Below are 12,338 nucleotides of genomic sequence, written 5' to 3'. Positions count from 1 at the left end.
CAGATCGGAACACGAGCAGCGAAAACCTTTGGAGTGCGCGATTTGACCTCACTGCCTTTCATGATGTCTGACAAAGACGGTCAGGGCGATGGCGAAGTCGGCATCGCGACGAAAACCAAACCGAAAACAGCACGCCCGCCGATGTACAAGGTCATGCTGTTGAATGACGATTACACCCCGATGGAGTTTGTCGTGCTCGTGCTGGAGCGGTTCTTTGGCCTCAGCCATGCCCAATCCTTCGAGATCATGTTGACCGTGCATCAAAAAGGGCTGGCTGTTGTCGGCGTATTCTCTTACGAGATTGCGGAAACCAAGGTCGCGCAGGTGATGGATTTTGCGCGGCGGCACCAGCATCCTTTGCAATGCACCATGGAAAAGGAATAGGGCGCAGGCCCGGCTTTCCCCTATGAAAATATCCCGAATTTCTTTGGCGCTGGACACCGGCGCGCTGATCCTGCCCGATGCCGGGCGTATCGCAGTTTTCCGTCCGCGCAGCGACGAAGACCTGTCCGGTCTGCCGCAGGACCGTGTGCATGTGATCCAGGGGTTCAAGCCCGATCACGATGCCTTTGTCGCGCAGGGCTATGACACCGGCGTCGCGCCCACGGGCGACTATTCCGTTGCGGTTGTGTTCGTGCCCCGCGCCAAGGCCGAGGCCCGCGCCCTGATCGCAGAGGCCGCAGATCGCGTCGGTGTGGACGGTCTGGTCATCGTTGACGGTCAGAAAACAGATGGCATCGACAGTGTGTTCAAGGACTGCCGCAAACACGCAGCCGTTTCTGCGGCACTGTCAAAGGCGCATGGCAAACTGTTCTGGTTCCCCGCGGGGACAGGCTTTGTCGAGTGGCGCGCGCACGGGGTGAACATCGTGGCGGGCGGCTTTCAGACCGCTGCCGGTGTGTTTTCCGCCGATGGCGTTGATCGCGGGTCTGCCGCCCTTGCCGCCGCCTTGCCCGACAAGCTGCCGAACCGCGTGGTCGATCTGGGGGCCGGATGGGGCTATCTGTCGTCAGAGATACTGAAGCGTGACGGCGTGAAGGAATTGCATCTGGTCGAGGCAGAACATGCCGCACTGGAATGTGCCCGCGCCAATATCACCGACCCACGTGCGCAGTTTCACTGGGCCGACGGCACCGGCTTCAAGCTTCCTCGCCAGCCGGTGGATATGGTTGTGACCAATCCCCCGTTCCACATGACGCGGGCCGCAGACCCCAACATCGGTCGTGCCTTTATCAACGCGGCGGCGGAAATGCTGTCCTTGCCGGGGCACCTGTTGCTGGTGGCGAACCGCCATCTGCCCTACGAGAAAACCCTTGCCGAGATGTTCCGCACGGTCGATGAAATCGCTGGAGACGCCTCGTTCAAGGTGCTGCGCGCCACGCATCCGTTGCGTCATGCTCGCGCGCCGCGCTAAATTCTGATACCGGGTCCGGATCAAATCAAGGAATCTGTGCATGTCTTTTTCTATCGCAGGTAAGACCGTTATTGTGACCGGAGCAGCGAACGGCATCGGACTTGCCATCGCGCGGCACTTTGCCCAGAACGGCGCGAATGTCATGTTCGCGGATATCGACGAAGACCGTTTGGCCGAAGAGGTCGGCGAGCAGTCGGGCGACGACAGCAATATCCGATATTTCGCCGGTGACCTGCGGCAGAAGCTGACACTTGCGAACCTGTTGTCGGCGACCATCGACGCCTTCGACCGGGTGGACATTCTGGTCAACGCCAGCCGTCAGATCCTGACCGGCGATCCGTTAAATACCGAGGATGATGCGGTCGAGGTCATGTTGCAGCAAAACCTGATGACCAGCCTGCGCCTGTCGCAATACGTTGCGCGCCGCATGATCATGCAGGCGGAAAAGGACGGCACCGAAGACGGGATCATCGGATCCATCGTCAATATTTCCTCAATCGGGGCACGGCGGACAAACCCTTGTCTGTTGGCCTATTCGATCAGCTGTGCAGCCTTGGACCAGATGACGCGATCATTGGCGGTGGCCCTTGCCCCCGAGCGGATCAGGGTAAACGCGGTTGCCTTTGGCAGCATGATGAGCGCAAGCCTGCAAACCGCGCTAAAGGACCATTCGGAATTTCGCGACGACATCACCGGGCACACGCCGATGGCGCGGATCGCGGGCGCGAACGAGTTGACTGAAGCGGTGCAGTTTCTGGCCTCGGACGCGGCGGGGTTTATCACGGGGCAGGTTCTGACCGTTGATGGCGGGCGCACACTGATTGATCCGGTTGCCTCTGCCGCGCATTAGGTCGCGGGGTTTTGCGCCGTGCATTGGGCGGTGCGCAGGCTGAGCTCTTGCAGCTTTGCGGCGCGATCCGCCTGCATCGACGCCAGCTTTGCCTTTTCCGCCGCCAGATCAATCGCAACCGGTTTGCGTTTCATTGTGGTTTCGGTGCCCGTGCACAGCGTGACACCTGCATCGCCAAAACAGGTGCGCAGGCCCGTGGTGAACTGCGGGGTTTCGACAACCGCATAGCCCCGCGCGATGTTCCCGGCGGTTTCGGCGATCAGGGTGTCCAGCACGCGGGTATCCTTTGGCAAGGATCCGATGCACTGGTCGCGCGGGGTGGCGCAGGCCGCAAGCGGCAGGATCAGCAAAAGGGCAAGGTGGCGCATGGCGAACTCTTATGTTGGGCAGAGCGCCCAGCATATTCGGTTTCCCGACATTGCGCAATTCTGACAAGGGCGGGTGACACCGCTTGGCCAAAACTGATAGATTTCGCGCAGTGAAAAAGGAAACCGACGATGACGACAGAATTCGACCTTGAAAAGGCCCGCGCCGCGAGCTGGTTCCGCCAGTTGCGCGATGACATCTGCGCCGCCTTCGAGACGCTGGAAGACGAACAGGACAGCGGCCCCTTTGCACATTTGCCCGCAGGCCGGTTCGAGCTGACAGAAACAAAGCGTGCCGCAGCGGACGGGTCGGATGCCGGTGGCGGACTGATGAGCGTGATGCGCGGTGGCCGTCTGTTCGAGAAGGTCGGGGTGAACGTGTCGGCGGTTTATGGCGTGCTGGAGCCGCGTGCGCAAAAGGCGATGGCAGCGCGCAAGGACATCGCCGGAATGGCCGATGATCCGCGGTTCTGGGCGTCGGGCGTGTCCCTTGTGGCGCATATGCGCAATCCTATGACGCCTGCGGTTCACATGAATACGCGTATGTTCTGGACGCCCCATGCGTGGTGGTTTGGCGGCGGGTCAGACCTGAACCCCTGCATCGAGCGGGCCGAGGATACGGCGTTCTTTCACGCGGTGCTGAAGGACTACTGCGACAAGCACGACGCCGGATATTACCCGCGTTACAAGGACTGGGCGGATGAATATTTCTATATTCCCCACCGCAAACGGGCGCGGGGCGTGGGCGGCATCTTTTTCGACGACCACAATACCGGCGACTGGGAGGCGGACTTTGCCTTTACGCAGGATGTGGGCCGCGCGTTTCTGCCCGCATTTGTGGGCGTGACGAAACAGCACCGGAACGAGCCGTGGACAGAGGCCGACAAAGAGGCGCAACTGATCCATCGCGGGCTTTATGCCGAATACAACCTTGTCTATGACCGCGGCACCAAATTTGGCCTTGAAACCGGCCATGATGCCAATGCCGTGTTGATGAGTCTGCCGCCCGAGGCGAAATGGTACTGACCCGAGGCCAGAAAAAAAGGGCGCGGGCCGGATTGGCCACGCGCCCTGATTTCGGATTGATCGGGGTCTAGCCCCGGATCGCGTCCAGCATCACCTGCACATTGTCGGGGTTGGCATCGGGGGTAATTCCGTGGCCAAGGTTGAAGATATGCGGGCCACCGGAAAAGGCTTTGACGATGCGCTTAGTCTCGTCGATCAGATCCTGACCGCCGGTCACCATGTGGCGCGGCGCCAGATTGCCCTGCACGCAACCGTCGATCTGCACATTTGCAGCGGCCCAGTCCGCGCTGACGGAATTGTCCAGCGCGACGCAATCCGCGCCGGTTGCCTTGGCAAAACCGATATAACCGTCGCCTGCTTCGCGCGGGAAGGCGATGACGGGAATATGGGGATACTTTGCCTTTAGCGCCGTGATGATTGCCTTGGTCGGCTGAAGCGCGTATTTCGTGAAGGCCTCGCCCTTGAGCGACCCGGCCCAACTGTCGAAAATTTTCACAACTTCCGCGCCCGCCTCGATCTGCATCAGAAGATAGGCGATTGTGGCCTGCGTGATCCGGTCCATCAGCGCGTCGAATACGGCGGGGTTTTCAATGCGCAATTTATGCGCGGGGGCCTGATCGGGGGTGCCTTGACCGGCGATCATATAGGTCGCGACGGTCCAGGGCGCACCGGCAAAGCCGATCAGCGCGATGTCCTTCGGCAGTTCGCGGGCCAGAATCTTGACGGTTTCATAGACGGGGGCCAGATGGTCGTGGATGTCATCGGCGCGTTTCAGCTTGGCGAAACCCTCGGCATTTGTGATCGTGGACAGGCGCGGGCCTTCGCCGGTGACGAACCACAGATCGGCACCAAGCGCCTGAGGCACCAGCAGAATGTCGGCAAACAGGATCGCCGCGTCAAAGGCGTAGCGGCGGATCGGTTGCAATGTCACCTCTGCCGCGAGTTCGGGATTATAGCACAGCGACAGGAAATCACCGGCCTTGGCGCGGGTCGCGCGATACTCGGGCAAATAGCGCCCCGCCTGCCGCATCATCCAGACGGGCGGCACGGTCTGCGTTTCGCCAGCCAGCGATCTCAGCAATTTTTTCGTATGCGCCATGTCGGTCCTCATCTATTTCTGAAAGCAGGTGGTCCCCCGTCAGCGGCATCTTGTCAAGACAACCGCAGTTGTCAGACCAAAGTGACGCATATAGAGAGTTGTGCATGGCTAGCACACTTCCATCCCCCGCTTCACCCTTGAAAATAGGCACCCGTGGTTCGCCGCTTGCGCTTGCGCAGGCCTTTGAGACGCGCAGACGGCTTGGCGCGGCCTTTGGCCTGCCCGACGAGGCGTTCGAGATCGTGGTGATCAAAACCACAGGCGACGCCATTCTGGACCGCCCGTTGAAAGAGATTGGCGGCAAGGGCCTGTTCACCCGCGAGATCGAGGATGATCTGTTGGCGGGCAAGATCGACATCGCGGTGCATTCGATGAAGGACATGCCGACGCTTCAGCCCGAGGGGTTGCTGCTGGATACCTATCTGCCGCGCGAGGATGTGCGGGATGCGTTTGTGTCCCTTGGCGTGGCCAGGCTGGCCGATCTGGCCAAGGGCGCGGTTGTGGGCACCTCCAGCCTGCGGCGGCGGGCACAGCTTTTGAATCGCAGACCCGATTTGCAGGTTGTCGAGTTTCGCGGCAACGTCCAGACGCGGTTGAAGAAACTGGCGGACGGGGTGGCAATAGCGACGTTTCTGGCCAAGGCGGGGCTGAACCGGCTTGCCATGACTGATGTGCCGCACAGCGCCATCGAAGTGGACGAGATGCTACCCGCCGTAGCGCAGGGGGCCATCGGGATCGAGCGGCGCGCGAACGACAGCCGCGTGGCTGAAATGCTCGCCGCGATCCATGACACCGACACCGGCCACCGCCTTGCCTGCGAACGCGCATTCCTTCTGGCGCTGGACGGATCCTGCGAGACGCCGATTGCGGGACTGGCGGTTCTGGACGGTGGCCGTGTTCATCTGCGCGGCGAGATTTTGCGGCCCGACGGGACGCAGCGCCTGTTCGACGCCGAAACGGCGACCGTCGAAGACGGCGCCGCGATGGGGCGCGAGGTTGCGCTGCGGCTTCGGGCCAAGGCCCCCGAGGGGTTCTTTAGCTGGGTAAGCTAGGGGTCTTTTGGCGCGAATTCAGAGGCCAGCACTGCTGTCCCGAAGCGGTCGATGCGCGTGGCAAGATCTGCGGGTAAGGCCGCAAGGATTTCGGCGCGGACCGCGTCGGTCTGGATGATGGTCATGTCCAGCTCTTCGATCAACGAATAGTCCCTGAAAACGGGGTCCAGATGATCCCGTGCGGCAGAGATTTGCAGCAAGCGCTGCGTGCCCGATCCATTTTGTAGCAAGACGTCGGTCTTCCAGATCCGAAGCGCGGTTCGGCCCTGTCCGTCGGGGTCGATCTTGACAAGCGTTGCCAGCGGTTTTTGCCCGATGTTGGTCAAGGGAAAGGGCGGCCTGTTGTCAAGACCGCCGGCCGCCGGCAAGATCGCCGCAATCATCGCGTCGATGCGGCTAGCGCGCGTCTGCCGCCAATCGTGTTGTTGAAAGCTCGCGATAAGGTCCGGCAGGGGTATATCTGTCTGAAGCAGCATCGGCTCTCCCAGATCACCGCCAAGCAGAACCCGCGCTGCCGGCGGGTTTTGCCACCCGCCCTTGATCCATGCGTCATGTGTCATCACCGTGTCTTGCGGTGTGACACGGTATTGCGCGGCCTGATCAGCGTAACCGAAATAGGCGTGAACCGGATAGATACCGATGAAAACCACAGCCAGAACCGCCGCGAACGCCGAGGTCGGAACCCTGAGGTGGCGATTGTGCAAAAAGACTGCAACGATAAAGATCAGGCCCGCGCCAAACAGAAATCCGGCGGCGACATCGGTGGGCCAATGCGCCATCAGGTAGACCCGCGAGAACCCGATCGTCACAATGACAATCGCCGCCGCCAGATAGATTTTGCGCCGCCAGACCGGCGCAACCGATGCCGCAAAGGACAGCGCCAGCAATCCGAATATGACGGCGGAAAACGTGGAATGCCCGCTTGGAAAGCTGAATCCATCGGCCCCGTCATACAGCGACATGGGTCGCGCGCGATGTAGAACCGACTTGGTCAGTGGCACGAAAATTGATGTTCCGATAAAGGCAAGCGCCAGTGATCCGGCTATGTTCCAGTGGCGATACGCGACGAACAGGCCGATCAACAACACCGCCGCCGGAAGCAACACCGCCATGTCACCCATCATTGTGGCAATCACCATGATCCGCGTGAACATGTCGTTCCGCAGCATCTGGATAAAGGCGCTGATCGCCTCGTCAGAGCGCAGCATGGAAGGGTCGAACAGAACATACCCCGCCAAAAGCACAAAACCCCAGAAGGTAAGAAGCGCGAGGATAAGATAAAAGACGGGCAGTAGCATGCCGCTCTCGTTTGTCAGCAGCCGCGCGAGGCGACGCATGCCGGGCAAGCGGCTTTTCGAAAGAAGCAGGGCGGTGCGAAACCGCAACCGCTCTGCGCGGGGCAGTAACAGCGCATAGGCGATGCGCGTGATATAGCTGGCGACGAACAGCAGGACAGCCAGAGTGAACAGAAGAACCATCAGTCGGGGGTTTGTGCTTTGCGTGACTTTGATGCCGCGCCCCAATGCGGTGGCAGGCAACAGATGCGCCGCCGCCCAGGCAAAGGCCGACACGATGTTGATGATTGAAAATTGCACGGCGGACATTCCGACCATACCCGCGATACTGGGAACGACCGCTTTTACACCGGGAATGAACCGGACGATGAAGATGCTTTTTTTGCCGTGCTTGGTGAAAAAAGCTTCACCGACGGCCAGCAAGGACTGGTAGCCACTGAATGGCCGGATGCCACGCAGCCTGTCGCGGTAGTGACACCCCAGCCAGAACGCAAAAGCATCGCCGAAAACCGCGCCAAGGGTGGTCAACAGAAAGACCGGCAAGAACGCGATCTGGCCCATGCCGATCAGTGTGCCCGCGCCGGCCAGAACGACCGTTGACGGCATGAACAGCCCGACCAACAAAAGCGCTTCGCCAAAGGACACCAGAAACACCATCAAAAGCGTCAATTCGGGATGCGCCTGAAGGAACGCGGTCAATGCGGTCAAATATTCTCCCATAGGGGCACTCGTCTCCGGCAAAGGCGCTGTGTCGGGGCAAATCCAACACGCCTCTATCTAAGAGCGCAAAGCCGCCTTGGCTATGGGGTGAAGTGCCTAAGTGTGGCCCGCCTGTAAGAATTACGGGTGATTGCCTCAGGCGTTTTCGTTTTCTTCACCGGTGTCGATCAACCGACCGCCGGGGCCGGCGATGTGGTCAGGCAGGGTCAGAATCATCAGACTGCGAAGGCCGCAACAGGCAAGAACGCTAAGCGCGATGTCATCGAAGGATATCGAGGTGATCCAGTTCATAGTGTCTGTCCTTTTGTCGTCAAAGGTCAGCGTCCCGCAAAACTGCGGCGTAAAAAAGGCTGTCGGATGTCTTGGCGAATATTTGACGTCGATTGTGTTCATTTCGACCTTGACGCCTCGGGCTGTCTCCCTTAATCGGACCTACGCTTATGGCGGAGTAGCTCAGTTGGTTAGAGCAGCGGAATCATAATCCGCGTGTCGGGGGTTCAAATCCCTCCTCCGCTACCATAGCCCCCCTTTATAAATTATCCGACACATATGCCCTGGGCCTTGGCCCGTTTCGCCGCGCACCTTAGTTCATGTAGGTGCCGCCGTTGATGTTGATGGTCTCGCCCGTGATGAAGCCGGACATTTCTGATGCCAGAAACAATACCGCATCGGCGATATTCTGCGGGGTGCCCAGCCGTTTCAGGGGCACGCGCCCGACAACCGCCTTACGGTAGTCATCGGACCATTGCGCGCTCATGTCTGTTTCGACGGGGCCGGGACAGATCGCGTTGACGATGATGTTATGTGCGGCCATTTCGGTCGCCAGATGCATTGTAAGATAGTTCACAGCCGCTTTGGATGCGCCATAGGCGGGGGCGGCATTGCGATGCGCGGTCTTTGCTGTGGTCGAGCTGACGTTGACAATGCGGCCGCCCCCGCGGGCGATCATATCGGGCAGAACGGCGCGGCAAAAATGCAAGGTTCCGTTCAGGTTCACATCCATCACCCGCTGCCAATCTTCCAGACGCATTTCCAGCGTCGAGGCGCGCAGGTTTATTCCGGCGTTGTTGACCAGAATATCGACGCCGCCAAAGGTTTCGTTGGCCAAACGCACGGCATGTGCTGCCGTTTCGGGATCGACGACATCCCCCGCAAACGCAAGGGCCCGACCGCCGTTTTCCCTGATCTCTGCGGTCACTCCGTCCAGCAGGTCCGCATTGGTGCCATGTGCCAGAACCGCCGCACCATTGTGCGCCAGCGTCAGCGCGATGGCCTTGCCGATGCCGCGTGTCGCGCCTGTTACGATTGCCACTTTTCCTGCCAATATCATAAAGATCTTCCCTTTTCTTCAAGGCGGTACGCCCGCATTGCATTGCCGCCAAGAATCGCTGCGTCTTCGTCCCCACCAGCCCTGCCCAACAGGTGCTGTGTGGCGTCCCACCATTCCCTGTATGGCGCCGCAAGGGTGCAAACGGGCCAGTCGCTGCCCCAGACCAGACGCGCCGCGCCGAAGGTTGCATAAAGATGATCGACGAAGGGGCGCAAACCTTCGACTGCCCAGGGGGCCGGGGCCTCTGTCACCAGGCCAGACATCTTGCAATAGGCCTGCGTATCCCGTGCGAGGGCGGCGATGTTGTCGGCCCAGTCCCGCGCCACACCTTTGCCGATGCGCGGTTTCGAGGCATGGTCGATGACCGCCCGCAGGTCCGGGTGTCGCGCCAACAGACGCCGCAGCGGGGGCAGGTGCCGGGGCAGGGTCAGGGCATCGAACGTCAGGTCATGCGCGATCATCGCCTCGAAAGCGGGGGTCAGGTTGGGGCGCAGCATCCAGTCGGGGTCGGGAATGTCCTGGATCATCGGGCGCAGGCCGACCAATGCGGGGTTTCTGGCCAGACGTGCAATGTCTGCGGGGGCGTCAGAGCTTTCAAAATCGACCCAGCCCACAACACCCTTTATGAACCCATGCGTTTCGGCAAGGCGCAGAAGGTATCCGGTTTCCGCACTGGTCGGTGCCGCCTGCACCAGAATGGTTCCCTCGATGCCGTGGGCGGCAAGCAAGGGTTGCAGGTCGTCCGGCCCGAAATCCCGATAGAGCGCGCCAAGCGCTGGCGTAAGCCAGCCGTAGTCGCCCCTGTCGATTCTCCAGAAATGTTGATGGGCGTCAATCCTCATGACCCAATAACGCCCTTTTTCAGAATGATATTGCCGTAAAGCCGCGTCTCTCCGGTTTGGACGACAGCAAAGGCCGTGCGGGCGCGGTCGTAGAAGGCAAACCGTTCCAGCTGGCCGAGAGGGGCAGGCGTGTCTGCCGCCTCGTTTATGATCCTCTGAAAATCAGCCACAACGTCGGGCACGGCGTCAGGATTGCCCACCACCTGCATTGTCAGCGCGGGGTCGGGCACAAAGCTGTCCAGCGGCATCACGGTCAGGATCGCGCGCAGGGCGTCACTTGCCGACACGCCGTCCAGCCGGATGCATTTCGGGCCCGCACTTTCCGCCGGAAAGTTGGCATCGGCGATGACGATGTCGTCACCGTGGCCCATTGCCCGCAGCGCATGCAGCAGGTCGGGCGACAGGATGGCAGGCACGTTACGCAGCATCGGGGGCGTCCTTTGGCAATGGGGCATCGGGCCGGATCAGCCCCTCTGCCCGCAGATCGGACCATAACGCGGCCGGGATCGGTGTTTCGAAAAGTGCAACGTTGGCCTTCATCTCTGCCGCAGACATTGCGCCCGGCACCACGCATTTCACCGCTGGATGTCCCATGACGAATTGCAGCGCGGCAGCGATCAGCGGGGTGTCATGTGCCGCGCAGACTGTTTCGATCCTGCGCACCCGGTCCAGCACGGTGTCAGGGGCAGGGGCGTAATTATAGCGCGCGCCTTCGATCGCGCCCGTCGCAAGGATGCCGGAATTATAAGGGCCACCCAGCAGAATCCCCACGCCGCGCGCCTCGCATAGCGGCAGAAAGGTCTCCAGCGCGTCCTGTTCCAGCAGGGTGTAGCGACCGGCAAGAAGGAAGCCGTCAAAATCTGCAAGACCCAGCAGCCTTTCGCAGACCTGCCATTCGTTGACGCCGGCACCGATGGCGGCGATCTCTCCGGCGTCGCGCAGCTCTATCAGGGCGCGGTAGCCGCCGCCGTCGAACAGTTCGCGCAGTTTCGCATCACTGGCCGCTTGCGATCCTTGCGAAAAGGCACAGACATCGTGCACCAGCAAAATATCGGCATTGCGAACCCCAAGGCGCGTTTTGCTGGCGTCGTAGCTGCGCATGACGCCGTCGTAGGTATAGTCGAACACGATCCGCTTTTGCGGCACGTCGACAAATGACTCTGGCGTGACCTGATGCGGTTCGCAGTCGACCAAAAGCCGCCCCACTTTGGTCGACAGGCAGATGGTGTCGCGCCCGATCCGCGCGATCCCGGTGCCGATCCGCATCTCCGAGCGGCCAAGCCCGTATTGAGGCGCCGTATCGAAATAGCGAATGCCAGCGTCAAAGGCGGCCTGAATGGCCTCTTGTGCCGCCTCGTCGGTGACTTTGCGGTAGAGGTTGCCGAGCGTCGCGCCGCCAAATCCCATGCGCGTCAGGGGCACGGGGATCTTTGTGTTGGGGGTCAACACTGCGGTGTCAGTGACTTTCATGCGGATCCTTTTCAGGGTGTGCGGCCCCATTGGCCCGCGGTTGTCAGCGTTTGAAAAAGAAATTCGGATGTTGCCGTTCCAGAGGTTCGATCCGGTTGATAAGCTGGCCCAGATGATATTTCATCGCCCGCTGCGCCGCCGTCTGGTCTTTGGCGCGAATGGCATCGAGGATCGCGATATGCTCGTCAATTGTCGCCTGCGGGCGCCCCGGTTCGGGCAACATCAGCATCCGCGCGCGTTGCAATTGCAGCGACACATTCGACGCAACGGCGGCCACACCGGGAAACCCGGTGAAATCGAGCAGAAGCGCGTGGAACTCTTCGTCAGCCTTGTGGAACCCGTCAAAGTCGTCATCTTCGGCCAACAGGTGCTGAAGCCGCAGGTTGCGGGCCAATTGTGCAACTTGGTCGTCGGTGCGGCTGGCGGCAACCTTTGCTACGGCGGCAAGTTCCAGCGCCTCGCGCAGAAACGATGCCTCGCGGATCTCGTCCATGGAAAAGCACGACACTTTGGTCGCGGATTGCGGAATGACATCAACCAGCCCTTCGGCGGCAAGACGGGCGATTGCCTCTGACACAGGTGATCGCGACACGCTGAGCTGTTCGCAGATCAGGCCTTTGCGCAGCACTGTTCCGGGTGTGTAGGTCATCGAAAGAATTGCATCCCGCAAAGAGTGGTAAACGCGCTGTGCCAAAGACCCGTTCAGGACGGTGATGTCGGTCTGGGAAGCACGCTCTGCGGTGTTCTGGTCGGGCATCGGGGCGTCCTTTCAACTGACATGTTAGTTGACAGGTGCGGCAAGTCAACCTAAAGACATCGGGTGTTTTGCTGCCGGTCTTGCACTGAAAACACGAGGGGGGAAACGATATGGAACT

14 protein-coding genes and 1 tRNA gene are annotated in these 12,338 nt (G+C 60.5%); 6 read left to right on the top strand and 9 right to left on the bottom strand.

What is annotated here, in order from left to right; genetic code table 11:
- Positions 1 to 60: 60 nt before the first annotated feature.
- The 3 genes from clpS to ACEN2R_RS07060 are packed head-to-tail and all read left to right on the top strand — an operon-like array spanning position 61 to position 2,264.
- The gene (gene clpS / locus ACEN2R_RS07070) at positions 61 to 384 is read left to right on the top strand and encodes an ATP-dependent Clp protease adapter ClpS (protein ID WP_442040855.1); all 324 of its coding nucleotides are present in this window, start codon (positions 61 to 63) and stop codon (positions 382 to 384) included.
- A 22-nt stretch (positions 385 to 406) separates the two neighbouring features.
- Positions 407 to 1,414: a class I SAM-dependent methyltransferase gene (locus tag ACEN2R_RS07065; protein WP_442040638.1), complete on the top strand. Its 1,008-nt coding sequence runs from the start codon at positions 407 to 409 to the stop codon at positions 1,412 to 1,414.
- Positions 1,415 to 1,454: 40 nt separating this feature from the next.
- The gene (locus ACEN2R_RS07060; RefSeq protein ID WP_442040636.1) at positions 1,455 to 2,264 is read left to right on the top strand and encodes an SDR family NAD(P)-dependent oxidoreductase; all 810 of its coding nucleotides are present in this window, start codon (positions 1,455 to 1,457) and stop codon (positions 2,262 to 2,264) included.
- On the opposite strand, the gene ACEN2R_RS07055 is transcribed toward ACEN2R_RS07060, so the two are convergent.
- Positions 2,261 to 2,632: a hypothetical protein gene (locus tag ACEN2R_RS07055; protein ID WP_442040634.1), complete on the bottom strand. Its 372-nt coding sequence runs from the start codon at positions 2,630 to 2,632 to the stop codon at positions 2,261 to 2,263. The genes ACEN2R_RS07060 and ACEN2R_RS07055 overlap by 4 nt on opposite strands.
- 129 nt (positions 2,633 to 2,761) lie before the next feature.
- Here ACEN2R_RS07055 and hemF point away from each other — a divergent pair, with 129 nt between their 5' ends.
- Positions 2,762 to 3,655: an oxygen-dependent coproporphyrinogen oxidase gene (hemF, locus tag ACEN2R_RS07050; protein WP_442040632.1), complete on the top strand. Its 894-nt coding sequence runs from the start codon at positions 2,762 to 2,764 to the stop codon at positions 3,653 to 3,655.
- 67 nt (positions 3,656 to 3,722) lie between these two features.
- Here the strand turns inward: hemF and hemE are convergent, their stop codons facing one another.
- On the bottom strand, positions 3,723 to 4,754 hold the full coding sequence (gene hemE, locus ACEN2R_RS07045) for a uroporphyrinogen decarboxylase (protein WP_442040630.1): 1,032 nt from the start codon (positions 4,752 to 4,754) through the stop codon (positions 3,723 to 3,725).
- A gap of 104 nt (positions 4,755 to 4,858) precedes the next feature.
- On the opposite strand from hemE, the gene hemC reads away from it, so the two are divergent.
- The gene (gene hemC, locus ACEN2R_RS07040; RefSeq protein ID WP_442040628.1) at positions 4,859 to 5,806 is read left to right on the top strand and encodes a hydroxymethylbilane synthase; all 948 of its coding nucleotides are present in this window, start codon (positions 4,859 to 4,861) and stop codon (positions 5,804 to 5,806) included.
- On the opposite strand, the gene ACEN2R_RS07035 is transcribed toward hemC, so the two are convergent.
- Both ACEN2R_RS07035 and ACEN2R_RS07030 read right to left on the bottom strand, forming a co-directional pair.
- Positions 5,803 to 7,809 carry a bifunctional DedA family/phosphatase PAP2 family protein gene (locus tag ACEN2R_RS07035; protein WP_442040626.1) on the bottom strand — a complete coding sequence of 669 codons (2,007 nt, stop codon included), beginning with the start codon at positions 7,807 to 7,809 and terminating at the stop codon, positions 5,803 to 5,805. The genes hemC and ACEN2R_RS07035 overlap by 4 nt on opposite strands.
- 147 nt (positions 7,810 to 7,956) lie before the next feature.
- On the bottom strand, positions 7,957 to 8,112 hold the full coding sequence (locus ACEN2R_RS07030) for a hypothetical protein (RefSeq protein WP_442040624.1): 156 nt from the start codon (positions 8,110 to 8,112) through the stop codon (positions 7,957 to 7,959).
- A 151-nt stretch (positions 8,113 to 8,263) separates the two neighbouring features.
- Between ACEN2R_RS07030 and ACEN2R_RS07025 the strand changes: the two genes are divergently transcribed.
- Positions 8,264 to 8,340, top strand: a tRNA-Met gene (locus tag ACEN2R_RS07025).
- Positions 8,341 to 8,404: 64 nt separating this feature from the next.
- Here ACEN2R_RS07025 and ACEN2R_RS07020 read toward each other — a convergent pair.
- From ACEN2R_RS07020 to ACEN2R_RS07000, 5 genes are read right to left on the bottom strand one after another with little or no spacing between them, the layout of a single operon-like run.
- Positions 8,405 to 9,151: an SDR family NAD(P)-dependent oxidoreductase gene (locus ACEN2R_RS07020; protein ID WP_442040622.1), complete on the bottom strand. Its 747-nt coding sequence runs from the start codon at positions 9,149 to 9,151 to the stop codon at positions 8,405 to 8,407.
- The gene (locus tag ACEN2R_RS07015; RefSeq protein ID WP_442040620.1) at positions 9,148 to 9,993 is read right to left on the bottom strand and encodes an amidohydrolase family protein; all 846 of its coding nucleotides are present in this window, start codon (positions 9,991 to 9,993) and stop codon (positions 9,148 to 9,150) included. The genes ACEN2R_RS07020 and ACEN2R_RS07015 overlap by 4 nt, the downstream gene beginning before the upstream one ends.
- Positions 9,990 to 10,421, bottom strand: a complete 432-nt coding sequence (locus ACEN2R_RS07010; RefSeq protein WP_442040618.1) for an RbsD/FucU family protein — start codon at positions 10,419 to 10,421, stop codon at positions 9,990 to 9,992. Before ACEN2R_RS07010 ends, ACEN2R_RS07015 begins: the two co-directional genes overlap by 4 nt.
- Positions 10,411 to 11,463: an aldo/keto reductase gene (locus ACEN2R_RS07005; RefSeq protein ID WP_442040616.1), complete on the bottom strand. Its 1,053-nt coding sequence runs from the start codon at positions 11,461 to 11,463 to the stop codon at positions 10,411 to 10,413. The genes ACEN2R_RS07010 and ACEN2R_RS07005 overlap by 11 nt, the downstream gene beginning before the upstream one ends.
- Before the next feature lie 43 nt (positions 11,464 to 11,506).
- A complete protein-coding gene (locus ACEN2R_RS07000) occupies positions 11,507 to 12,220 on the bottom strand; it encodes a GntR family transcriptional regulator (protein ID WP_442040614.1) in 714 nt (237 codons plus the stop codon).
- Positions 12,221 to 12,338: the final 118 nt, after the last annotated feature.

The sequence above is a fragment of the Pseudogemmobacter sp. W21_MBD1_M6 genome (assembly GCF_052119585.1).
GTDB lineage: Bacteria > Pseudomonadota > Alphaproteobacteria > Rhodobacterales > Rhodobacteraceae > JBGQOJ01.
The sequence above is the reverse complement of the archived record's forward strand: the minus strand, read 5'-3'. Positions and strand labels throughout refer to the sequence as shown.